This window comes from Mycobacterium ulcerans subsp. shinshuense, assembly GCF_002355775.1.
In the GTDB taxonomy this organism is placed as follows: Bacteria; Actinomycetota; Actinomycetes; order Mycobacteriales; family Mycobacteriaceae; genus Mycobacterium; species Mycobacterium marinum.
In genome coordinates this window covers 734319-756613 of the sequence record NZ_AP017624.1, presented here as the reverse complement: position 1 = coordinate 756613, position 22295 = coordinate 734319, and the positions used below count along the sequence as shown (strand labels likewise).

The window sequence follows — 22295 nt, the reverse complement described above, 5'->3', positions numbered from 1 at the left end:
CAGGAAAAGGGGGCCGCGCGGCACGGGGGATCAGCCGCGGGGTAGCCCCAGTACCCGCTGGGCGATGATGTTGCGCTGAATCTCCGAGGTGCCCCCAGCAATGGTGCCGGAAAAGCTGCGGGCGTATCGCTCGAACCAGCTGGCGAAGTAGTGATCCAAATTCATCGGCGCATACGGCCCGGTCAGTGCGGGGTGAATCAGCCCGTCGGATCCCGCGGCAGCCAAAGCATGTTCACTGGCCCGCAGTTCGGCTTCCGAACCGAGCAGCTTGAGCACCGAGATTGCGGACGTGTCGTCCTCACCTCGGGAAGCGCGCGCCAGCGCCACCGAACCCAAGAGCCGCAGGGCCTGCTTGTCCATCACCATGGTGGCGTATCGGTCATGGTCGAGTTCGGTGACCGGATGCAAGTCTGCGATCAGATTGTCCAACCGGTCGGCGAATCCCAGCCACATCATGGTGCGCTCGTGCCCCAGCGATCCACTGGCCACCCGCCATCCCCCGTTGAGCGCCCCAACCAGATTCGCGGCGGGCACCCTCACGTCGCTGAAAAACACCTCGTTGAAGTCCAGGTCATCGGCGGAGCAGATGGACGGGAAGGGCCGGCGCACCACACCGGCGGTATCGGTGGGTATCAGTAATGCACTGATCCCCTTGTGCTTTGGCGCGTCGGGGTCGGTGCGCACGAAGGTCAGTAGGACGTCCGCGTCATGGGCCCCCGAGGTCCATACCTTCTGGCCGTTGACCACGAAGTGATCGCCGTCGAGCACGGCGCGAGTGCGCAGCGACGCCAGGTCGGAGCCGGCGCTGGGCTCGCTCATGCCTAGCGAAGCGGTGATCTGCGCCCGCAGTATCGGCACCGCCCACCGCAGCTTCTGCTCGTCGGTTCCAAACGACAGTATCGACGCGGCAACGATATTAACGCCCTGCGGGTTGAGGCTGTGATAGATCCGCCGGCGGCACAGTTCCTCGAGATGTACGAACTGCTGAACCACCGTCGCGTTGCGCCCGCCGAACTCTGGGGGCTGGCCCGGCAGCAGCCAGCCGTTGTCGAACAGCAGTCGCTGCCAGCGACGTGCCCACTGGGGCAGATGCGAAACCGACCTGGGGCGCTCTACCGTTTCACTCGCCGGCGGAAGGTGTTCGTCGAGGAAGGTGGCAAACTCGGTCCGGAACGCCTCGACGTCGGGATCAAAAGTCAGCTGCACGGTATTCCTCAGCGATCTGGGCTCGATGCTGCGCCGCACCACCGAGCATGAGTTCGCCCGCTTTGGCCCGTTTGAGCGCAAACTGTAGGTCGTTCTCCCAGGTGAATCCCATTGCGCTAAAAAGCTGTAGCCCATGGCGGAACACCAGTGACTGGCACTCGCCCGTCGATGCCTTGGCCATCGCCGCGGCCAGGCGCCGGCGCGGATCATCGGCGGAGATGGTCAGCGCGGCAAAATACGCCAGGGCCCGGGCCCGCTGCACCGCGACATGCATGTCCGCCGCCTTGTGCTGGACGGCCTGGAAGGAGCCGATCGGCACACCGAATTGGTGACGGCTGCGCACATGTTCGAGCACCAGATCGAGAATGCGCTGGCAGGCGCCGACCATCGTGATGGCCATGCCAGTCAGGGCGATGTGGCGAGCCCGCTCGGCGTCGACGCCCACTCGGGCGTTCTCCGGCACCCTGACCTCGCGAAAGGACAGGTCCGCGACGTGTAGCACCGGGTCAAAGACGGATTCACGTCGAGCCGAAACCTGGCTGGCCGCCACGATGAACACCCCAGCGTCGGTCACCACCGCCAACCGGTCTGCGCGGTCCCCTTCCAGGACATGGCGTGCCGTCCCGTCCAACAGCAACCCCTGCGCGTCCCGGCGCACCGTTATCCCGTTGTACACGGCGGTGCCCGATTGATGAGGGTCGAAGCAACCGGCGGCCAGCGGCGCGAACTGACTCATCGTCGCCAAGAAGGGAGTGGGATCGGTCGCGTGGCCCAACTCCTCGAGCACAATCGCCAACTCCACCGCGCTAGCCGGATCGTTCAACTCGGTCCAGCCGAGGTCTACGTACACCTTCCACAGCGGATCGGAGTCGGCACCATTCTCGGCGACGCTGCGGACCAGCGACGGCGGGCATTGCTTGGTGACCACGTCGCGCATCGTCGCCTGCCAGAGCCGCTGATCAGCATCGAACTCCAACAGCATGCGGACCGCCTCCCGTCGTGCGCTCTCTGGCGAGAATAGCATTCTCAGTATCGGAAGCGATAATCTTACTACAGGGCTGTGGGGTGCAGGAAGGGACGGTAATGCTGGACGCCGCAACGACACTGTGGGAGATCGAGGCGATCAAGCAGCTCAAGGCCCGATACTGCCGCTACCTGGACACCAAACGATGGGACGACTGGCGGACGCTGTTCACCGACGATTTCCTCAGCGACACCTCACGCTGCGGCGGGAAGGTAATCGACGGCGCCGACGAGTTCGTGGCCTACGTTCGCGCCACCTTGGGAAGGCCCTCGCGCCCCACCGTGCATCAGGTGCACGCGCCGGAAATCACGCTGAGCTCGCCGACGACGGCGACCGGTGTCTGGGCGCTGCAGGATGTGGTGCGGTTGGGCCCCGGGGTCAACCTCGACGGGCGTGGTCACTACCACGAAACCTACGAGAAGCTCGATGGCGCGTGGCTCATCAAGAGTTCCACCTTGACCAGGTTGCGCGAGGACGTCTTCAATCCCCCTTTTTCCGTGCCGATCTCACCTCGGCTCCGCGACGCGGCGGCGGCGCTGCTGCACCGACTGGGCCGGTAACCGATGACGTCGGAGACCGTGCTCGTTACCGGCGCCTTCGGACAGATCGGCAAGCGCTGCACCGAGATCCTTTTGCGCCGTGGGCACACCGTGGTCGCAATGGACCTCCGTGGCGGCTCATCGGCTCCAAGTACGGCGATGAAGCGCTGGCCACCACCGCACACTTGGTCGATTAACTCCCAAGCCCCGGAAAGGCCGGCCGGTCCCAGCGATCCAGATTGACAACGTCGGAAAGCGGCCGCCGACGCAGTGGCCCGTGTTTGTCCTGGGGCCAACCGATGACGATATGACCGGCCAACAGCCAATCCTCGGGTACGCCGACGGCCTCGCGCAGCAACCGTTCCCCGCCGTAGGAAGCCCAGCTGGTCATACAGGCGCCCAAGCCCTGAGCCCGGGCGGCCAGCAGGAAGTTCTGCATGGCGGGAAAGATCGATCCGCCGAGCAGCAGTTCGGACGCCGTCGGGTAATGCTGCTGGGCGAACAAGACTGACGTGAATTCGCCTGCCCGATCGTGCAACTCGTAGGTGGCCCGGTAGGTGCGAGCACGCCGGCTGTCATCGTCGGCCGCCGGCCTGCGCATTCCGTAGACCGGCTCGATCACCGCCAGCGCGCGCGCCGCCGCCGCGGCCACCACCGCCCGTTGTTCGGGCGATCGCAGCACCACGAAGCGCCAGCCTTGAGCATTGGCCCCGGACGGCGCCCACGTGGCCGCCTCCAGACACCGGGCAAGGGTGGCGTCGTCGACCGGCCGGTCGGTGAAGCGGCGGACCGTCCGGGCGGTCGACATCACCTCCCAGATGTCACCGGTCGCGCCGCCGCTGGGGCTGGCTGCCTCGGGCACCTCAACGTCATATCAGTATTGCCACCAAACCGATAGCGTTCGAGTTTGATTTCGAGGGGCGGGCGCTTTCCGAACCGGATCAACTCCGCGGAGCGTGGACGAATTCGGCTCTGCGCCAAGGAACGAATTTGCTTTACGCCAGCAAATTCCCCAAGCGACACATCCGTTGACATTTCGGGGCAGGTCGGCATCCGAAAGATACAGTTTCCACCTGTGCAGAAGGATGCGTGATGACATGGGCTGACGCGGTCGACAAGATGTCGCGGCGTGAGTTTTTGGCTAAGTTGGCCGTCGCCACCAGTACCGGAGCACTCATGTCATTGGCCGGGCCGGTGATCGAAAAAGCCTACGGCGCGGGGCCGTGCTCCGGACATTTGACCGACATCGAGCACATCGTGCTGTTAATGCAGGAAAATCGGTCGTTCGATCACTACTTTGGCACGCTGTCGGACGTCGAGGGCTTCGACACCCCGACGCCATTGTTTGCGCAAAAGGGCTGGAACCCACGGACGCAGGCGCCGGACCCGGCTAGCACCACCCTGCCGTTCCGCCTCGACACCACCAGACCCCCGTTGCTCAATGGCGCGTGTGTCAATGACCCCGACCATGGTTGGGCCACCTTGCACGATTCGTGGAACGGCGGAGCCAACGACAACTGGCTACCGGCGCAGGCACGGACCCGTTCGGCGGCCAACATCCCCGCGACGCTGGGCTATCACACCCGCGATGATCTCCCGATTCATTTTCTGCTGGCCGACACATTCACGGTCTGCGACCACTACTTTTGCTCGGTGATCGGGCCCACGTTTCCCAACCGGCTGTACTGGGTGAGCGCCTGGCTCGATCCCGACGGCGCCAACGGCGGGCCCCTGGTTGAGACCATCCCGACCCCGCCGATCGGCAAGTTCAGCTGGCCCATCATGCCGCAGCATCTCAGCGATGCGGGAGTCAGCTGGAAAATGTACTACGGCAAGCGATCCGGGCCCGCGGTGAACAGCTACGTGGGTTACGGCGAGATTGTGCGATGGTTCACCCAAGCCCAAGACCCAAGGTCGGATCTGGTTCGCTTCGGGGCCACGCCCCGCTACCCCCGGGACTTCGCCACCGACGTCAAAGCCAATCGCCTGCCCCAGGTTTCCTGGTTGATTCCGAACTTTTTGGAGTCCGAACACCCCGCGATGCCGAACGCGGGCGGGGCCATCGCGTTCATGGACGTGCTGCGGATTCTGCTGTCGAATCCGGCGGTGTGGGAAAAGACAGCGCTGATCGTCAGCTACGACGAAAACGGCGGGTTCTTCGACCACGTGGTGCCGCCCACCCCACCGGACGGGACGCCGGGCGAATATCTGACCGTCCCTGACATCGACAAGGTCCGCGGGTCCGGCGGTATACGCGGCCCGATCGGTTTGGGCTATCGCGTTCCCGGCCTGGTTATCTCCCCATTCAGCCGCGGCGGGCTGGTGGCCCACGACGTGTTCGACCACACGTCACAGTTGCGATTGATCGAGACACGCTTCGGCGTTCCGGTACCCAACCTCACCGCGTGGCGCAGAAGCGTCACCGGGGACATGACGTCGGCCTTCAACTTCGGCGTGCCGCCGAACCCGTCGCGCCCCAACCTGAACCAGTCCAAACGCGTCCTGCCTCAGCTGGCGCAATGCGGGCTCGGGGTCGAAGCGGTGACGGGAATATTTGAGCTGAATCCGCCCTACCGGGTTCCCTACCCGCAAGCGATGCCCGCCCAGGAGACCACGCCCGCCAGGGGGATTCCCAGCGGCCTGTGCTGAGCCGCCGGCCACCGTTGAGCCATCGTTGGCCGCACCGGCCGCAACTATTGACCGGGACCGGGCGCCACGCCGGACGGGGTTGCGCCGTAACCGATTTCAGAACATCAGGCGGGTGCACTCGGCGCATGTACCCTGGAAAGAAGTTGTTACAAACACGTAAACTGGGAGGAGATCGTGAAGCCGGACCGGAGGCAGAGGATAGCTGCGATACGGCACCGTTGGATCGCGGTTGCGATCGCCGGCGCGGTTGCTGTGGCCGCGCTGATCGTGACGATGGTTCAGCCATTTGGCCCACCTCCACACCGGGCCCTCGCGCATAGCGACAAGAGTTCGCCCGTTGCCATGCCACCCATCCCGCCCATCCCTCCGATTGCCCCCCGGTACGGCGCGATCGCCGTTGCCGACAACGGCGCGGTGGGCAAAACGTGGGGCCACCGCAAGCGCGCACAGGCCGAGATTCACGCACTGACCACCTGCGGACACCCCAGCTGCAACGTGCTCAGCGTCTTCACTCGGTGCGGCGCCATAGCCCATGACGGCCAGAATTTCCACGGCGGACTCGGCCGGTCCCACCAGGCGGCCGGACACGATGCCGAGGCCAGGCTTGGCGGCGGCTGGGTCTTAACCTCGGCGTGCAACTGAGGCCATGGCCGCCGCGGCGGCGATCACGCGAAAGGCCGGCGACAGAAGTCGGTAGCGCACCGCAGCAACGCCCGCCCACGGAGATTGTGCTCCACAACCAGCTAATGAGAATGTTATTATCGCCAGTGCAGAACATGACTTGCGTCGGCGTCCATAATTACATTTTCTAGCAGGACAAACGATTAACCGAAATGCTTACCGCAAAGACGTTGATCGGCGGTAGCGAAGAATGTTAGCTTCGCTAGCAGATACCCCGGCCGCGCTTGTGATGTTCGCCGGAGCTGGAGGGTGCCTTGGTGATTGAACATGCCGACGGGACGCGCATGCCAGTGATCGATGCCAGCGTGCACATCTTCTTTCCGTCCAACAAAGATCTGCGCAGCTTCCTGCGTGAGCCCTTCAAGAGCCGGGGTTTCCCCGACTACGAGATGGACTGGTACGGAGCCCCCGGTAGTGAATACGCGCCGAATACCGAGGGGCCGGACCGCCAATATCCCGGTTCAGACCCGAAATTCGTTGCCGATGAGTTGTTTTCACGACGTGGTGTCGATGTGGCGGTACTGCATCCGATGGGCCGCGGGATCATGCCGGATCGGCACCTCGGCAGCGCGCTACACGCCGCGCACAACGAGATGATGGTGTCGCGCTGGCTGGAACACGACGAATTCGACGATCGCTTCCGCGGCACCATCCGGGTGAACCCCGACGACATTGCCGGCGCCGTACGAAAAGTCGCGAACTGGCGTGCTCACCCGCGCGTGGTACAGATCGGTGTGCCGCTGCAGTCCCGCGAGCTATACGGCAAGCCACAGTTCTGGCCGTTGTGGGAAGCCGCGGTCGAGGCAGGTCTTCCGGTAGTCGTGCACATCGAATCGGGCGAGGGCATCGGATTTCCGCCAACGCCGTCCGGGCACACGCGCACCTACGAGCAGTACGTCAGCTTCATGGCGCTGAACTACCTGTATCACCTGATGAACATGATCGCCGAAGGGGTGTTCGAACGCTTCGCGGAGCTGAAGTTCGTCTGGGCCGACGGCGCAGCGGACTTCGTCACGCCATTCATCTGGCGGATGGATACCTTCGACCGGCCGCATCTTGAACAGACCCCGTGGGCCCCACGGATACCCAGCGACTATTTGCCGGGCCACGTCTACTTCATCCAGGGCGGTCTGGACGGTCCCGGTGACGTCGAGTTCGCCGATGAGTGGCTGAGCTTCACCGGCAAGGAAGACATGGTGATGTTCGGCTCCAGCTATCCCCATTGGCAGTGCTACGACCTCCGCGATGTCCGCAACCTACCCACCGCGCTGACGGCCGATCAGCGCGAGAAATTGTGCTGGTGCAACGCGGCCTTGCTGTACGGGATCGATATTTCTGCCGAGCTCACTAGTGGCTAGCCGGAGGCCGTCGCAGAATAGAGACGAGGGACGTTGAGGAGATCGACATGACGCTGACTCATATGCACGAACGGGTTCCCGCAGCCGAGCGCATCGCCGTCCGGTGTGTCGACTCCGACATTCATCCGGTGCCCAAGCGCGGTGAGATCAGCCCGTACATCCCCGAGCCTTGGCGCAGCAAATTTTTCCTCGACCACAAGGTCGGTGAGCTGATCTACTACGACGCGCCCGACTACGCACACAGCTTCGCGATGCGGGTGGATACCTTCCCGGCCGATGGCGAGTTCCCCGGCAGCGATCCGGACATGGCGTTTCGCCAGCTGATCATGGAAGCCGGCTCCGACATCGCGATCCTCGAACCCGGTGGGCGCACACCGCGCCTGCCCGAGGCGCATCAGGCGTACTCGACCGCGCTGAATCGCTGGCAGGCCAATCACTGGCTCGACAGCCACAACAACTGGCACCAACGCTGGCGAGGTTCCATCTGCGCGGCGGTCGAGGATCCGGAAGGGGCCGCGCGTGAGATCGAGGAGTGGGCCGGACACCCTTACATGGCACAGGTTTTGATCAAGGCCGAACCCCGCCCCTGCTGGGGCCACCCGATGTACAACCCCATCTGGGCGGCCGCGACCAAGCATGACATCACGGTGAGCTGTCACCTTTCCCGCAGCAATTTCGAGATGCTGCCAACGCCACCGGTGGGCTACCCCAGCTACAACCACGACTTCATGGTCACCTACTCGCTACTGGCGGCCAACCAGGTGATGAGTTTGATCTTCGACGGTGTCTTCGACCGATTCCCGACACTGCGGATCGTGCTCGTCGAGCATGCGTTCACCTGGATCCTGCCGCTGATGTGGCGCATGGACGCGCTCTATGACGCCCGCAAGTCTCGGATGGACATCAAGCGCAAGCCGTCGGAGTACGTCAAGGAGCACATCAAGTTCACCACGCAGCCCCTGGACTACCCGGAAGACAAGACGGAGCTGACCCGGGCGATCGACTGGATGGAGGGTGACAAGATCTTGCTCTACTCCTCGGACTACCCACATTGGACCTTCGACGACCCCCGCTGGCTGGTGAAACATCTGCCCAAAGCGGCCCGGGACGCGGTGATGTACAAGAACGGCATCGCGACCTACCACCTGCCGGACACGGTGCCGGTTCTCGAAGGCCAGACCCGGGTGTTCTGAATTGGGCGAGAAGATAACGCGGCCACGGCTGGCTCAGGGGCGCGAACACATCGTTGCGACGGTGGACGAGATTCCGCCGGGAACCCACAAACTGGTGCCGATCGGCCGGCACGGTGTGGGTGTCTACAACGTCAACGGGACCTTCTACGCGATAGCCAATTATCGCCCGCACCAGGCGGTCCGCTGTGTTCGGGCCGTGCCCGGGGACGCACCATGGTCGACGAGAGCGCACCCGATGACGCCGTGATGGTGCGCGATCTCGAGTTCATCTACTGCCCTTGGCATCAGTGGGGTTTCGAACTGGCAACCGGGACCACCGCGGTCAAACCGGAGTAGAGCATTCGCACCTACCCGGTCCGGGTTATCGGTAGAGATGTGCTGGTGATGGCATGACATTGCAGGACAATCGCGTATCCTCCGTCGAGGTTAACGGCGGTCGGGTGGTTTACGAAATCCTGGGCGATTCAGGAGATCTCATTGTTCTGGCCCCGGGCGGTCGATTCGGCAAGGACATCCCCGGCCTGCGGCCGCTCGCCCTGGCTTTGGTCGACGGCGGCTATCGGGTGCTGCTGTGGGATCGTCCGAACTGCGGCGCGTCCGATGTGCAGTTCTACGGGCAAAGCGAATCGCACATGCGCGCCGAGACGTTGCACGGCTTGTTGGCCGCCCTCGGAGTCCAGCAGTGCATCATCGCCGGCGGCTCCGGCGGGGCGCGGGATTCCATCCTGGCCACCATTCTCTTTCCCGAGCTGGTCAGCAAACTAGTGGTGTGGAATATCGTCGGTGGCATCTACGGCACCTTCGTGATAGGTTCCTACTACCTGGTCCCCAGCATTTTGGCGGTGCGCGGCACCGGAATTGAGGCGCTGCTCAAGGTGCCCGAGTGGCGCGAGCGCATCGAAGCAAACCCCACCAACAGACAACGGTTCCTCGACCTGGACCGCGACGAGTTCTTGAAAGTCATGTTGCGCTGGCTCAACGCCTTCGTGTCCAAACCGGGGCAGACCATTCCCGGCGTCGAGGACGAAATGTTCGATCGCATCAAGGTTCCCACGCTGATCATCCGCGGCGGCGAGAACGATTGGGATCATCCCAAACGGACCTCATTGGAGGTCAGCTGCCTGATCAAGGGATCCGAGCTGATCGACCCACCCTGGCCGGAAGACGCTTGGGAGCGTGCCGCCGAGGATCGCGCGGCAGGAAGGGTGAAGCACTTCAACATGTTTGACACCTGGGTGCTGGCAGCACCCGCGATCCTGAAGTTCTTGGACTCGTGACTGCTCACAATGGGCTACCCGGTGCGGATATGGACCTCGCAATCGAGCGACGCTTCCAGCGCCGTGTGAATTCGGCTTTCCGGGACACGTTCGAGGTCGGCTTCGCGCAGCGTGACGTAGACAATGTCATAGCCGTCGTCCCCGGGTTCGCGAAGGATCTCGCCGACGAGCCCAAAGGCCGACAGCACACCGTGGGCATCGTCGTCGGTTCCCCTGCTGATGAAGGTGACCACGCCGACCACCGGTCGTACCCTGAAAGCGCCGGCGCACAACTCAATTGCCGCCGCCTTGGCCTCATCAACGTCGTCACCGGCGATAAGCAATTCCACCTCCCGACGGCCGACCGGCCGCGACTCGAGGTCGTTGTCGACCACACCGGCGCCAGCCTCGTCGGCACGCGTGCGGAGCGCAGCCATGCCCGCGCGTAACTGGGCCGCGGTCAACGACCCGGCCGGGTCGACATTGACCCGCACCACCGCAGTCCGCATGCGGACTACCCTAGCGCGCAATCACCGACCGGCGACGATAGCGGGCTGATTGATGGAAGCACTCGACATCGCATTCAAGGCGACCGCCTGGCCGGGCTGCCCGCCGCGGTTACTGCGCGTGGCGGGCGGCCACGCGGACCAACAGGACCACGAAGACGTTGCGGCGTACCGGGCCCAAGGCGGGTACCGCCCGCTTGGCGACGCCGACAAGTTGCTGCGCGAGATCGACGCGAGCGGACTCCTCGGCCGCGGTGGGGCCGCATTCCCGCTCGCGGTGAAAATGCTTGCGGTGCGCGACAACTGCCGCCGTGGCGGGCCGGCGGGCGGCGCTGTGGTCATCGCCAACGGCGAGGAGGGAGAGCCGGCCTCTTTCAAAGACCGATGGCTGCTGCGCAACCGCCCGCACCTGGTTCTGGATGGGCTGCGCCTGGCCGCGGCGCTGGTGGCCGCCACGCGCGCCTATGTCTATGTGTCCGACCCGGAATCCGCGCGCAGCGTCGAACGCGCCCTGACACAGCTGGATCCCGACGCATTCGGTGGTATCGCCGTCAGTGTCTGGGCCGTACCACCCGGGTACGTGGCCGGCGAGGAGACCGCCGCGGTCCGCGCGATCAACGGCGGCCCGGTCAAACCAACCGACAAGCCGCGGCGCCCCTTCGAATACGGCGTCAGCGGCCGGCCCACCCTGGTCAGCAACGTCGAGACGCTGGCCAATCTGCCGTACCTGCACCGCCACGGGGCGAGCGAGTATCGCGCGCTGGGTACGCCATCGTCGCCGGGGACATTTCTGGCCACCATCACCGGAGCCGGCCGAGCACCCGTGCTCTACGAACTCCCCTACGGTTTACCGTTTTCCGAACTGCTGGCACTGCATGCGGTTGCGCCCACAAAGATCCGTGGAGTCTTGATGGGCGGCTACTTCGCCGGCTTGCTCAACCGTGGGGTACTCGGCACCACACTCGATCACGAGACGATGCGACGGCTGGGCAGCGGTCTGGGCTGCGGCGCAATCTCGGTGATCACCGACGACTGCCCGGTCGCGGTCGCGGCTTCGGTGTTGTCTTACTTCGACCGCGAAAACGCCGGGCAGTGCGGGTCCTGTTTCAACGGAACCGCAGCCATGGCCGCCGTTGGCGGCGCACTTCGGGATTTCGCTGCAACCAGCGAAGACATCGATCGACTGCGCCGCTGGTCGGTGGTGTTACGCGGGCGCGGCGCCTGCGCGACCCTGGACGCGGCGACCAATGCGGCCGCCACCCTGCTGAGCCAATTTCCCGACGAGGTGGCAAGCCATCTCGAAGGCGCCTGCCAAGACTGCTCGAGCAGAACCGGCGGAGCGTTTCGCGCCGAACGCCCCTACCAGGCCACGGCACCGGTGAGGCAACCATGAGAATTCGTCTCGATCGCACCGTTTGCGACGGCTTCGGCCTGTGCACCAAGCAAGCGCCCGGCTACTTCACGCTCGACGATTGGGGATACGCCTGCCTGAGCGGGGACGGCACGGTGCGGGAGGAAGACCGCGATGCGGTGCTGCGGGCGCTGATGGACTGCCCGGCGCATGCCATCACCGAAATCGGAGAACGCCAGCCAGATGTGGTGCAGCACTCCCCGGCCAGCGCCGAAGATCCCGCTGAGCACCTCAAAACCGAGTCGAACGAGGCGCAGTGGGGTTTTACCCGGTGACCGGCTGGGCTCGGTGCCCGCGCAAGTCCGTGGCAAGACGTCTCGAAACTGCCCAGCCCAAGCTGATAACGTAATTCTCGTATTCGCATAATGCTCCTTCCGCTCACGCCGGGGCGCTCAACTTGCGGAGGTGAAGTGTCAGCAGCACCGGGACGTCCGCTGCCCCTGATCACCGACGAGAACGAGTTCTTCTGGACTTCGGGCGCCGACGGCAAGCTACGCCTGCAGGCATGCGCCGCCTGCGCATCGTTGATCCATCCGCCCGCACCGGTGTGCCGATACTGCCGATCCCGCGATATGGGTGTGCGGGCCGTCTCCGGTGCGGCAACACTCACCGGATTCACCGTCAACCACCGGTTCAGCCTGCCCGGCCTGCCTGCCCCCTATGTGATCGCCCAAGTGGCAATCGCCGAGGACCCCAGGGTCCGGCTGACCACCAACATCGTGGAGTGCGACCCGGATCGGATCGAACTCGGCCAGACCGTGGAGGTGGTGTTCGAGCGCATCGAGGACGTGTGGCTACCGCTGTTTCGTCCGCGCACCGACGCGCAACCGCGCCCGTTGCCCGTCGATGAGATCGCGCCGCAGCGCTTCGGTGAACATGTGCGCCCCATGCTCACCACGCAGAAATTCGAGGACAAGGTGGCGCTCACCGGGATCGGCATGTCCACCATTGGCCGCCGGCTGATGGTTGCGCCGCTGTCGCTGACGGTAGACGCCTGCGAGGCGGCAGTCGCCAATGCCGGGCTGACGTTCGACGACATCGACGGTCTGTCCACCTACCCCGGTGGCGGCAATCTCGGCGGTTTCGGTGAGGGCGGCGTCACCGCGCTGGAGGCAGCGCTGGGCATCCGGCCGGTCTGGCACAACGGCGGCATCGAGACGTTCGGGCCGGGCGGATCGGTGATCGCCGCGATGCTCGCCGTCGCCGGCGGGCTGGCGCGTCACGTGTTGTGTTTCCACACGCTCTGGGAAGCCACCTACAACGAGCTGATGAAGCGGGGCAAGATCGCCCCGCCCGGCGGCCGGACCACCAGCTGGCAATACTCATTCGGCGCGACGTCGGCGGCACACACCCTGGCGATCAACGCGCAGCGCCACTTTCACCGCTACGGCACCACCAAAGAGACGCTGGGGTGGATCGCGCTGAACCAACGCGCGAACGCCGAGTTGAACCCCACCGCCGTCTATCGCTCACCGATGACGATGGACGACTACCTGAACGCCCGGCCCATCACCACCCCGTTCGGTCTTTTCGACTGCGACGTGCCCTGCGACGCAGCGATAGCCGTCATCGTCTCCGCCGTCGACGCCGCGCGCGATCTGGCCAAACCACCCGTCCTGGTGGAGGCCGTGGGCACGCAGATCATCGAGCGGATCGACTGGGACCAAAGCACGCTCACCCATGAACCGCAGGTGCTAGGCCAAGCGGCACACGTGTGGACCCGCACCACGCTGCGCCCCGCCGACGTCGACGTCGCCGAACTCTATGACGGATTCACGATGAATTGCCTGTCCTGGATCGAGGCACTGGGGTTCTGCGGGATCGGCGAGGCGAAGGAATTTCTCGACGGCGGTAAGAACATCGCCCGCGACGGCCTGATACCGCTCAATACGCACGGCGGTCAACTGTCACACGGGCGCACGCACGGCATGGGTCTGCTGCACGAAGCCGTAACCCAGCTCCGCGGTGAGGCGGACGCACGCCAGGTCGCCGGCGCCCGGGTCGGCGTGGTCAGCAGCGGCGGCCTGACTCCCAGCGGCGTGATCCTGCTGCGGGCCGACACATGAACCAAGCCCTGGTCCGGCCGCGGGTGGTGATCGTCGACGGCGTGCCGATGTCGGGCCTGCTCGCCGAGGCCGCAGACCCCACGGGTCCCAAAGCCACCGTCGTGGCACTGCACGGCGGCGGCACCTCATCGTCGTACTTCGACTGTCCCGGACACCCGCAACTGTCGCTGCTGCGACTCGGCGCGACTCTGGGCTTCACCGTCGTCGCCCTCGACCGGCCCGGCCACGGCAGTTCCGCACCCTATCCGGAGGCGATGCAACACCCCGAGCAGCGCGTCGATCTCGCATTCGGCGCCATCGATCGCATGCTCGACCAGCGGCCCCGCGGGGCGGGCCTATTCCTGATGGGCCATTCGGGCGGCTGCGAGTTGGTGCTGCGGATGGCAACCAGCCCGCGCGCCGCCGATCTGCTGGGCGTCGAACTGGGGGGCACCGGACGGCGCTACCACCCTGCCGCCAAGGAAGTCATGCGGTTGGCCGCGCTACAGGATCGCCCACCCGGGGTGCGCGAGCTGTTGTGGGAGCCGATGCACCTGTACCCGGACGACATTCGGCGGGGTATCACGAACTCCTCGACAGCTCCCCGTTACGAACGCACGGTGGCCCTCAATTGGCCGAACCAGGACTTTCCGGCGCTCGCACCGGGCGTGCGGGTGCCGGTGCGGTTCACCCTCGGCGAGCACGACAATGTATTCCGGGCCGACCCGAGCGCACTGGCCGAAATTGCCGATATGTTGTCGGCCACAAAGCATTTCGTTAACAGTCGACACCCTGGGGCCGGGCACAATCTCAGCCTCGGACACACCGCCGCCGACTACCACCGCCAGGTGTTGTCCTTCGTCGAGGACTGTACGTCCGCACGCCCCCCGGACGGCGACGCTGCCGCGGCGGCCGGTTGATGCGGATCGGATCCGCCGGGCCGGTCCGGTCCTTTTCGACGCGCGACGAAAGCGCTACCGTTAGCGTTAGCGTTAGCGTTAGCGTTGAGCATTCCGGCGTAACGCCCGCAGCCCGCACTTCGCCGTCGAGGAGTACGCAATGACCACATCGAAGGTCGTCTTCGATCCGTTCTCCGAGGAGTTTTTCAACGGACCATGGGAGACCTACCGGCGGATGCAAGCCGAAGCCCCGGTGTACTACAGCGAGCAGTACGACTTCTACGCGTTGACGCGCCATGCGGATGTGGCGGCGGGGCTGAAGAACTTCGAGAGGTATTCGTCCGCCTACGGCATTGACTTGTCGATGGTGCGCTCCGGCCAGAAGCCGCCGCAGTCGATCATCTTCATGGATCCGCCCGACCACCGACACATGCGCAGCCTGCTCAACAAGGTCTTCACGCCGCGCGCGATTCAGGCCCAACGCCAGACGGTCATCGACAAGATCGACAAGTACCTCGGCGCGCTGGACCCCGAGGGCTTCGATGCGGTGCAGGAGTTTTCCGGCCCATTCCCGGTTGAGGTGATCACCACCATGCTGGGCGTGCCCGAACGGCACGCCCAGCAGGTGCGCCATTGGATCGACGAATCACTGACCCGCGAGCCCGGCCAGGTCGAAGTCGGTGAACAGGGGATGCAAGCCAACATCAACACCGCGATGCTCTACTACGACCTGGTCAAGCAGCGGCGCGACGACCCGCGTGATGATCTGTTCACCAAGTTGATCAACGCCGAGATCGAGCGCGAAGACGGGCAGGTGACCAACCTTGACGATCTCGAAATCGCCGGATTCGCCACCCTTTTGGGCGGAGCCGGCGCCGAGACGGTGACCAAGCTGGTCGGCAATGCGGCCGTGGTGTTCGCTCGAAATCCCGAGCAGTGGCAAAAGCTGCTCGACGATCGCAGCAAGGTCCCCGCCGCGGTCGAAGAACTGCTGCGCTATGAGGCACCATCGCAATATCAGGTCCGGCGCGCCATGGAAGATGTTGAGCTGCACGGCGTCACGATTCCGGCCGGCAAGCCGGTGTTTCTCATCAATGGTGCGGCCAACCGCGACCCGTACGCCTGGACCGATCCGGGCAAGTTCGACATCGACCGCGACCCGCACGAAGCCACCAACCTCGGTTTCGGCTACGGGATTCACAGCTGCCTGGGCGCGGCGTTGGCCCGGATGGAAAGTGCGATCGCGCTGGAGAAGTTGCTCGATTTCATGCCTGCCTTCGAGGTGGACTGGGCGGGCTGCAAACGTGTTCACATGCAAAATGTCGCCGGCTGGCAGAGCGTGCCGGTGCGGGTACTGCGGTAGGGGTGCTGCCATGAGGATCGAAATCGACTGGGACCTGTGCGAAAGCAACGGCATATGCATGGGCGTCGTCGCGGAGGTGTTCCAACTCGGCGACGACGACATGTTGACCGTTCTGCAGCCAGAAGTCACGCCCGAGAACGAGGAGCTGGTGCGCGAAGCGGTGCGCCAATGCCCGCGGCAGGCCATCTCGATCACGCGGTAATACCGGCGCGCCCTCCCGATGCCCACCATCCTCCATGGGCACCGGAGGCGACGTCGATCGGCCAGCAGCGCAGTAGCTAGCGGCGGCGAATAACTGCAGGTCGAAAACCGAATGCGGCGCACAACACGGGTGCTAGCGTGAGCTACTCGCTTGGCCATGGGCGGGTCGCCGCCGGGGCCATCAGTCTCCGATCGAAGGATGCGAACATGTCGTTTGTCGCGGTCGCGCCGGACCTATTAGCCACGGCAACAATGGATTTGGATCGTATCGGGATGGCTATCAATGCCGGCAGCACCGCGGCCGCAGCCTCGACCACCGAGGTAGCCGCCGCGGCTGCCGATGAGATCTCGACAGCGGTTGCGGAGCTCTTCGGCGCCTACGCGCGCGGCTATCAGATCATCGGCGCCCAAGCCGCGATGTTTCATGCCGAGTTCGTCAGGGCCTTGGACATCGGCGCGGGCACCTATTGGGCCACCGAAGTCGCCAACGCCTCGCCGCTGCAAAGCCTTGAACAACAGCTACTCGCGGCGATCAACGCCCCCACCCAAACGCTGCTGGGGCGCCCGCTGATCGGCAACGGCGCCGACGGCGCGGCCGGCACCGGCGCAGACGGCGGCGCCGGCGGGCTGCTCTACGGCAACGGCGGGGCCCGCGGATCCGGCGGCACCGCCCACCCCACCGGCGGGCGCGGTGGGAATGCCGGCCTGTTCGGCAGCGGCGGCATCGGCGGGTCCGGTGCCGCTGGCGCGGCCGGCGGCACCGGCGGTAACGGCGGGTTGCTCTACGGTGCCGGCGGCAACGGCGGCGCCGGCGGCAATGCCGTCATTCCCGGCGGCGACGGCGGTATGGGCGGAGCCGGCGGGGCCGCCGGGCTCATCGGCCAGGGCGGCAACGGTGGAGTCGGCGGCCTGGGTGCCACCGGCGCCGCCGGCGTCACCCCAGCCCGCTACCCGCCGGCACACCGGCTGCCGCCGGAACCCCCGGCGGCTCCGATCTCGGCCAGCCCGGCGCACCCGGCGGGCCCGGGGACTACGGAGTCAGCACCGCGACCGTCGGCCAGCCCGGCGGTGAGGGCGGTGCCGGCGGCGACGGCAACTACGTGGGAGGTGTCGGCGGCACCGGGGGCGCGGGCGGGGTGGGTGCCGTGGGCGGCGACGGCGGCCGCGGCGGTGACAGCACCACCGGCACGGTGGCAAAGCTTGGCGTCGGCGGCACCGGGGGTACCGGAGGAGCCGGAGGCGCCGGCGCCGCGGGGGGTAACGGCGGAGACGGCGGGTCGGCCATTGCGGACAGCAATGAAGGCGGGACCGGGGGCACCGGAGGAACCGGCGGAACCGGCGGAACCGGCGCCGTCGGCGGAAACGGCGGTACCGGCGGCAATGGGTTCGTCGGCGGCGCGGGCGGCAGCGGCGGTAGCGGCGGCGTGGGCGCCGCCGGCGACGGGGGCGGTGCCGGCGGCGTCGGCGGCGCGGGCGGCCACGGTGGACTGTTGTTCGGCGATGGCGGCACGGGCGGCAGCGGCGGGGGCGGCGCCATGGGCGGTGCCGGCGCCGCCGGCGGTCAGGGCGATACCGGCGGCACTGGTGGAGATAGCAGCGCCATCGATGACCGGCTTGCCGGCAATGGTGGAAACGGGGGCACCGGGGGAGACGGCGGTGCGGGCGGCGACGGCGGCGACGGCGGCGACGGCGGCGACGGCGGCAACGGCGGTGCCGGCGGGCTCTTCGGCCACACCGGGGCCAGCGGTGCGGGCGGGTCCGCGGGAACCGGCGGGGCAGGTGGTACCCCCGGCGCCGGAGGCGACGGCGGATCTGCTGTCATCATGCCGGGCATTTCCGGCGCTGACGGGCGCCTCGGTGACGCCGGCGCGGACGGCGTCGCCGGTCTTTCCGGCTGAACCGGGGACAAGCTACCGGGGCGCGGGCTCTTCGCCGCTGGGCACCATCAGCTCTCGCTGATCGCCTGCTCCGGGCAGCATTGGATGGCCTCGCGGACCGCTTCCTCCAATTCCATTGGGACATCGGATGTTATCGCCACCGCGTAACCGTCATCGGTCAGGCTGAACACCTCCGGGCACAAGGTCAGGCACATGCCGTGGCCCCGACAGCGTTGATCGTCCACCCGGACCTTCATGCGGGCGTGAAATCCAAATGCAGCTCGGTCAGGCCGCGCAGGATGTAGGTCGGAACATATTGGAAGCGACGGTCATTCGCCGGTCCGTGCACCCGCTCGCTGATCGTGAGGTCAGCCGTTCGGTCCAGCAGGCGCTCGATGGCGACCCGGGTTTCGGCGCGCGCCAAGGGCGCACCCGGGCAGCTGTGGATCCCCCGCCCGAACGAGAGGTGCTGGCGGGCATTCTTGCGCGCGGGATCGAACGTCGCGGGCTCGACGAATCGTCGGGGATCCCGATTGGCCGCGGCTTGCAGCACCATCACCGTGGTGCCCGCGGGCAGGTCGACTTCGCCCACGGTGGTCGGGACCCGGGACAACCGGAAGTCTCCCTTGACCGGGCTCTCGATGCGCAGGGCCTCTTCGATGAAGTTCGGGATCAAGCTGCGGTCCCTGCGCAGCTGCTGCTGAATGTCCGCACGCTCACCGATGATCTGCAGGGCGGCGCCCAGTAGCCGCACGGTGGTCTCCTGGCCCGCCGAAAAGACGTTGCAGGCAACGCGAGCCACGTCCTCGACATCGGGGACGGTGCCGTCCGGGAAGGTCGCGGTGGCCAGGCCGGTCAGCACGTCCTCGCGTGGTTCGCGTCGACGGTCGCGCACGTAGTCGGCGAAGGCTCCGTAAAGGAATTCCAGCGGGTTGTGCGCCAAGGCCTCTTTGCCGGTGCCCCCGACACCGCCACCGGCGTGGTGGTGGATGTTATTGACAAAGGTTTGCCGATCTTCGGGCGGCACGCCCAAGATTTCGGCAATCACCAGCAGCGTGAACGGGCTCGCAAAGCCTTTGATGAACTCGCCCTCCCCCGCGGCCAGATAGTCGTCGAGCACCCGGTCGGCGAGCACCCACATGGCGTCTTCGTTTTCCTTGAGCCGCTTCGGGGTGATCAGCCGCATCAACAGGGCGCGATGGTTGGTGTGGGTCGGCGGGTCCAACGTCGGCAACTGGTCGCTGAACGGCAACTCGCTGCGGTGCCGCTCGATCAGCTCGGTGACATCGTCGCCTTCCAGCGGTACCGGGAAACCGGGAAACGGCCCGGTCACCGAGATGCACGAGGAAAACGTCTCGGCGTCGTTCAAGACGCTGACGGCTTCGTCCCAGCCGGTCACCATGGTCACCCCGTGGTGGCCCTCGCCGGTGACCGGGCAACGCTGGCGGAGAGTCTCGTAATAGGGGTAGGGGTTCTCGACGAGCCCGCTGTCGCGGAAGAAATCCGGCTCGGCACAATCATTCATGAGAACCTTCCTCTCAAAGATGATTATGACATTTCCATAGCGGGTCCGTCGGCGTCAATGCACCCAACCACCGAGCGCGCGGTGACTACACCGGCACGAACTCGCAGCTCAGGCCGGAACCAAATCGGCGGCGACCGAGTCCCGCGCCACCAGTCCGCTGCGGAATATCTCGCTGCCGGCGACCGCACCCGGTGCCGCCGCGGCGGCGGCCAGCGCGGCGGCCTTGAAGGTCCGGGCGGCCGCGCTCAGCGGATGCAGCACGCGGCTAACGCTGGCCTCCAGCTCGGCCGGCCAGGATTCCCCCCACAGCGTCACCTCGGTGACGCCATGATCGATGGCTTGCAGCACACCGCGCCGCACTCGTGGGTCGCAACCAAATAGATCCGCCCCGGCCGCCAATGCCTGCGGACGCGGCCGGGTTGCCACCGACGCCAGCGCACATTCGAGGTCCAGCGTCTGGGCTCCGAGAATGTGCAGCGGCCGATCATCGAGGTGGTCGGCGACCAGCACGGTGACATCCCACCCGGCCATGGCCCGGTCGAAAACCAGCCGCCGGCATATCGCACCACGTCGATGACCGTGGAGGCGACGACGTCGAGTCGATATCTCATGTCGTGCTCGGCAGGGAAAAGTCGCGCGCGAGTGCCTCGGCGTACTCCTTGAACACCTCGGTCAGCGGTATCGAAGGATCGAGCAACCATGTCATTTCCATTCCGTGGATGAAGGCAAGGATCTCCACTGCTTTGACGGTCGGATCTAGGTCGGCGCGATATCGGCCAGCCTCCTGACCACGACGGATGGCCTCGGCGACGATCTCGCACGCGTCGCGCTGGCGGGACACCAGGCGGTCATGTAGCGGGGCATCGGGGTCGATGTTCTCGGCCAGCAGCACGGTGAAGGTACCGACCAGTTCGGGCCCCCGGGTGAAGCGATCGGCGACCTGGGCAATCTCGCCGATCAGGTCACCCAAGCGATCGGCATGCGCGTCGTCATCGAGGTCACGCACATCCAGCACCGCATGCAACAGCTGTTCTTTGGACTCGAAGTGATGCAGCAGACCCGCAGGGGTCACGCCCGCTTCCCCGGCGATCTGAGCCAAGGTCGTGTTGCGCCAGCCGTTGCGCGATAGCAGTCGCTGCGCGACGCCCAGGATGTGCTGTTTGCGATCCTCGCCTTTGGCGAGAAGCGTGTCGTACGGCCGTACTTCAGGCACTGGATTCCCTCTGAACCGCGTGGGCTAACCAACCTAGTGAATACACAGTAGGTTGGTTTGCGCCGCGATGGCAAGGGCGTCATTTTTGCCTTGTCGGCTGCGCCTAGCTGAGTAGCTCGACCAGGGTGGCGTTGGCGGTACCCCCGCCTTCACACGTGGTCTGTAGCCCATAACGAATGCCGTTGTCGCGCATGTGATGCACCATCCGCGTCATCAGCACCGCGCCCGAGGCACCCAGCGGGTGTCCGAGCGCGATGGCGCCACCCAGCGGATTCAGCCGCCCCGGGTCCGCCCCGGTTTCCGCGAGCCAAGCCAGCGGTACCGGCGCAAAGGCTTCGTTCACCTCGAAAACCCCGACCTCATTCAGCGAGACTCCGGACTTGCCGAGCACCTTCTCGGTCGCCGGAATCGGGCCGGTCAGCATCAGCACCGGGTCGGCGCCGGTGACCGCGCCGGCGCGGTACCGCACGATCGGCGTCAAGCCGAGCTCCAGCGCCATTTCCGAGGTGGTCACCAGTAGCGCCGCGCAACCATCGGAGATCTGTGAGGAGTTGCCGGCGTGGATCAACCCATCCTCGACGAACGCCGGCTTGAGGCCGGCCAGCTTCTCCACGGTGGTCCCCCGTCGAACCCCCTCGTCGGTATCGACAACGGTGGCGGCTGCGGGAAACACGGGCACAATTTGGTCGGTGAAGGCGCCGCGATCCTGGGCGGCGGCGGCCCGTTGGTGCGACAGGGCGGAGTACTCGTCGAGCCGATCCCGGGAAAATCCCCACTTCTTGGCGATCAGCTCGGCCGACAAACCCTGGTTGAACGAGAAATTGTCATACCGAGCCAATACTTTCGGGCCATAGGGCATCCCGGTCGCCCTGGCCGCTCCAAGAGGAACCCGGCTCATCACCTCGACGCCGCCGGCAACCACGACGTCTTGCTGGCCCGACATCACCGCCTGCGCCGCGAAATCGAGGGCCTGCTGGCTTGATCCGCAGGCCCGGTTGACGGTGGTACCGGGAATGGTCTCCGGCCAGCCCGCGGCCAAGACCGCGTAGCGGCCGATGTTGCTGGACTGGTCGCCGACCTGCGAGACGCAGCCCCAAATCACGTCATCGACGATCTCCGGACCGACACCAGCGCGTTCCAGTAATTCGTTGAGGACGACGGCCGACAAATCGGCGGCGTGCATGCCGGACAGTCCTCCGTTGCGCTTCCCCACCGCCGTGCGCACGGCCTCGACAATGACTGTCTCACGGCCTGTTCCACCCATGTCCGGCTCCCATCACCCGTTGATCGCCGAGCGTGCCCTGAGCGCGAAAAAGTCGCGGTACGTGCACGTTCGACGCGCAGCAAGC

General features: G+C 65.8%; 21 protein-coding genes and 4 pseudogenes. 16 read left to right on the top strand and 9 right to left on the bottom strand.

The window, feature by feature from the left end; translation table 11 throughout:
* Positions 1-30: 30 nt before the first annotated feature.
* Both SHTP_RS03610 and SHTP_RS03605 read right to left on the bottom strand, forming a co-directional pair.
* Positions 31-1206 (bottom strand): acyl-CoA dehydrogenase family protein, encoded by a 1176-nt coding sequence (locus SHTP_RS03610; protein WP_096369794.1) that lies wholly within the window; start codon positions 1204-1206, stop codon positions 31-33.
* A complete protein-coding gene (locus tag SHTP_RS03605; RefSeq protein ID WP_096369793.1) occupies positions 1190-2188 on the bottom strand; it encodes an acyl-CoA dehydrogenase family protein in 999 nt (332 codons plus the stop codon). Before SHTP_RS03605 ends, SHTP_RS03610 begins: the two co-directional genes overlap by 17 nt.
* Positions 2189-2289: 101 nt before the next feature.
* Here SHTP_RS03605 and SHTP_RS03600 point away from each other — a divergent pair, with 101 nt between their 5' ends.
* A complete protein-coding gene (locus SHTP_RS03600) occupies positions 2290-2790 on the top strand; it encodes a nuclear transport factor 2 family protein (protein WP_096372308.1) in 501 nt (166 codons plus the stop codon).
* Between the two features lie 3 nt (positions 2791-2793).
* Positions 2794-2916: pseudogene (locus tag SHTP_RS28400) on the top strand (NAD-dependent epimerase/dehydratase family protein); the annotation flags it as partial.
* Between the two features lie 46 nt (positions 2917-2962).
* On the opposite strand, the gene SHTP_RS03590 reads toward SHTP_RS28400, so the two are convergent.
* Positions 2963-3577, bottom strand: a complete 615-nt coding sequence (locus tag SHTP_RS03590) for a nitroreductase family protein (protein ID WP_096372307.1) — start codon at positions 3575-3577, stop codon at positions 2963-2965.
* Between the two features lie 284 nt (positions 3578-3861).
* On the opposite strand from SHTP_RS03590, the gene SHTP_RS03585 reads away from it, so the two are divergent.
* The 6 genes and pseudogenes from SHTP_RS03585 (at position 3862) to SHTP_RS03560 (ending at position 9927) form a co-directional block, all read left to right on the top strand.
* On the top strand, positions 3862-5418 hold the full coding sequence (locus tag SHTP_RS03585; RefSeq protein WP_096369792.1) for a phospholipase C: 1557 nt from the start codon (positions 3862-3864) through the stop codon (positions 5416-5418).
* Positions 5419-5760: 342 nt separating this feature from the next.
* Positions 5761-6060 carry a DUF4189 domain-containing protein gene (locus SHTP_RS28395; RefSeq protein ID WP_231991274.1) on the top strand — a complete coding sequence of 100 codons (300 nt, stop codon included), beginning with the start codon at positions 5761-5763 and terminating at the stop codon, positions 6058-6060.
* 296 nt (positions 6061-6356) lie between these two features.
* Positions 6357-7457 (top strand): amidohydrolase family protein, encoded by a 1101-nt coding sequence (locus SHTP_RS03575; protein ID WP_096372306.1) that lies wholly within the window; start codon positions 6357-6359, stop codon positions 7455-7457.
* Between the two features lie 47 nt (positions 7458-7504).
* Positions 7505-8650: an amidohydrolase family protein gene (locus tag SHTP_RS03570; RefSeq protein WP_096369790.1), complete on the top strand. Its 1146-nt coding sequence runs from the start codon at positions 7505-7507 to the stop codon at positions 8648-8650.
* A gap of 1 nt (position 8651) precedes the next feature.
* Positions 8652-8986: pseudogene (locus SHTP_RS03565) on the top strand (Rieske (2Fe-2S) protein).
* Positions 8987-9039: 53 nt separating this feature from the next.
* A complete protein-coding gene (locus SHTP_RS03560; RefSeq protein WP_096369789.1) occupies positions 9040-9927 on the top strand; it encodes an alpha/beta fold hydrolase in 888 nt (295 codons plus the stop codon).
* A gap of 14 nt (positions 9928-9941) precedes the next feature.
* Here SHTP_RS03560 and SHTP_RS03555 read toward each other — a convergent pair whose 3' ends face one another.
* Entirely contained in the window at positions 9942-10415 is a 474-nt protein-coding gene (locus SHTP_RS03555; protein WP_096369788.1) for a hypothetical protein, read from the bottom strand.
* Positions 10416-10467: 52 nt separating this feature from the next.
* Between SHTP_RS03555 and SHTP_RS03550 the strand changes: the two genes are divergently transcribed.
* The 8 genes and pseudogenes from SHTP_RS03550 to SHTP_RS30640 all read left to right on the top strand — a co-directional run bounded on the left by SHTP_RS03550 (position 10468) and on the right by SHTP_RS30640 (position 18229).
* A complete protein-coding gene (locus SHTP_RS03550; RefSeq protein ID WP_096369787.1) occupies positions 10468-11805 on the top strand; it encodes an NADH-ubiquinone oxidoreductase-F iron-sulfur binding region domain-containing protein in 1338 nt (445 codons plus the stop codon).
* A complete protein-coding gene (locus SHTP_RS03545; protein WP_096369786.1) occupies positions 11802-12098 on the top strand; it encodes a ferredoxin in 297 nt (98 codons plus the stop codon). Before SHTP_RS03550 ends, SHTP_RS03545 begins: the two co-directional genes overlap by 4 nt.
* Positions 12099-12233: 135 nt before the next feature.
* Entirely contained in the window at positions 12234-13889 is a 1656-nt protein-coding gene (locus tag SHTP_RS03540; RefSeq protein ID WP_096372305.1) for a thiolase C-terminal domain-containing protein, read from the top strand.
* Positions 13886-14788, top strand: coding sequence for an alpha/beta hydrolase (locus SHTP_RS03535; protein ID WP_096369785.1), 903 nt, complete (start codon positions 13886-13888; stop codon positions 14786-14788). Before SHTP_RS03540 ends, SHTP_RS03535 begins: the two co-directional genes overlap by 4 nt.
* A gap of 139 nt (positions 14789-14927) precedes the next feature.
* The gene (locus SHTP_RS03530) at positions 14928-16130 is read left to right on the top strand and encodes a cytochrome P450 (protein WP_096369784.1); all 1203 of its coding nucleotides are present in this window, start codon (positions 14928-14930) and stop codon (positions 16128-16130) included.
* 10 nt (positions 16131-16140) lie between these two features.
* Positions 16141-16332: a ferredoxin gene (locus tag SHTP_RS03525; RefSeq protein WP_096369783.1), complete on the top strand. Its 192-nt coding sequence runs from the start codon at positions 16141-16143 to the stop codon at positions 16330-16332.
* 206 nt (positions 16333-16538) lie between these two features.
* A pseudogene (locus SHTP_RS30645) lies at positions 16539-17264 on the top strand (PE family protein); the annotation flags it as partial.
* A gap of 167 nt (positions 17265-17431) precedes the next feature.
* Complete coding sequence (locus tag SHTP_RS30640) at positions 17432-18229, top strand: hypothetical protein (RefSeq protein WP_265338873.1); 798 nt, start codon at positions 17432-17434, stop codon at positions 18227-18229.
* A 47-nt stretch (positions 18230-18276) separates the two neighbouring features.
* On the opposite strand, the gene SHTP_RS03515 is transcribed toward SHTP_RS30640, so the two are convergent.
* From SHTP_RS03515 to SHTP_RS03495, 5 genes and pseudogenes are all read right to left on the bottom strand, one after another.
* Positions 18277-18465 (bottom strand): ferredoxin, encoded by a 189-nt coding sequence (locus tag SHTP_RS03515; RefSeq protein ID WP_012396274.1) that lies wholly within the window; start codon positions 18463-18465, stop codon positions 18277-18279.
* A complete protein-coding gene (locus tag SHTP_RS03510) occupies positions 18462-19733 on the bottom strand; it encodes a cytochrome P450 (protein ID WP_096369782.1) in 1272 nt (423 codons plus the stop codon). The genes SHTP_RS03515 and SHTP_RS03510 overlap by 4 nt, the downstream gene beginning before the upstream one ends.
* Before the next feature lie 108 nt (positions 19734-19841).
* Positions 19842-20344, bottom strand: a pseudogene (locus SHTP_RS03505) (hypothetical protein).
* Entirely contained in the window at positions 20341-20946 is a 606-nt protein-coding gene (locus SHTP_RS03500; RefSeq protein ID WP_096369781.1) for a TetR/AcrR family transcriptional regulator, read from the bottom strand. Before SHTP_RS03500 ends, SHTP_RS03505 begins: the two are co-directional and overlap by 4 nt.
* 103 nt (positions 20947-21049) lie before the next feature.
* A complete protein-coding gene (locus SHTP_RS03495) occupies positions 21050-22210 on the bottom strand; it encodes a thiolase family protein (protein ID WP_096369780.1) in 1161 nt (386 codons plus the stop codon).
* Positions 22211-22295 lie beyond the last annotated feature (85 nt).

Bases quoted from the DNA above. Each gene is read 5' to 3' on its own strand.
- SHTP_RS03605 (WP_096369793.1), bottom strand. From the start codon at position 2,188: ATGCTGTTGGAGTTCGATGCTGATCAGCGGCTCTGGCAGGCGACGATG.
- SHTP_RS03600 (WP_096372308.1), top strand. From the start codon at position 2,290: ATGCTGGACGCCGCAACGACACTGTGGGAGATCGAGGCGATCAAGCAG.
- SHTP_RS03590 (WP_096372307.1), bottom strand. From the start codon at position 3,577: ATGTCGACCGCCCGGACGGTCCGCCGCTTCACCGACCGGCCGGTCGAC.
- SHTP_RS03585 (WP_096369792.1), top strand. From the start codon at position 3,862: ATGACATGGGCTGACGCGGTCGACAAGATGTCGCGGCGTGAGTTTTTG.
- SHTP_RS28395 (WP_231991274.1), top strand. From the start codon at position 5,761: ATGCCACCCATCCCGCCCATCCCTCCGATTGCCCCCCGGTACGGCGCG.
- SHTP_RS03570 (WP_096369790.1), top strand. From the start codon at position 7,505: ATGACGCTGACTCATATGCACGAACGGGTTCCCGCAGCCGAGCGCATC.
- SHTP_RS03560 (WP_096369789.1), top strand. From the start codon at position 9,040: ATGACATTGCAGGACAATCGCGTATCCTCCGTCGAGGTTAACGGCGGT.
- SHTP_RS03555 (WP_096369788.1), bottom strand. From the start codon at position 10,415: ATGCGGACTGCGGTGGTGCGGGTCAATGTCGACCCGGCCGGGTCGTTG.
- SHTP_RS03550 (WP_096369787.1), top strand. From the start codon at position 10,468: ATGGAAGCACTCGACATCGCATTCAAGGCGACCGCCTGGCCGGGCTGC.
- SHTP_RS03545 (WP_096369786.1), top strand. From the start codon at position 11,802: ATGAGAATTCGTCTCGATCGCACCGTTTGCGACGGCTTCGGCCTGTGC.
- SHTP_RS03535 (WP_096369785.1), top strand. From the start codon at position 13,886: ATGAACCAAGCCCTGGTCCGGCCGCGGGTGGTGATCGTCGACGGCGTG.
- SHTP_RS03530 (WP_096369784.1), top strand. From the start codon at position 14,928: ATGACCACATCGAAGGTCGTCTTCGATCCGTTCTCCGAGGAGTTTTTC.
- SHTP_RS03525 (WP_096369783.1), top strand. From the start codon at position 16,141: ATGAGGATCGAAATCGACTGGGACCTGTGCGAAAGCAACGGCATATGC.
- SHTP_RS03515 (WP_012396274.1), bottom strand. From the start codon at position 18,465: ATGAAGGTCCGGGTGGACGATCAACGCTGTCGGGGCCACGGCATGTGC.
- SHTP_RS03510 (WP_096369782.1), bottom strand. From the start codon at position 19,733: ATGAATGATTGTGCCGAGCCGGATTTCTTCCGCGACAGCGGGCTCGTC.
- SHTP_RS03495 (WP_096369780.1), bottom strand. From the start codon at position 22,210: ATGGGTGGAACAGGCCGTGAGACAGTCATTGTCGAGGCCGTGCGCACG.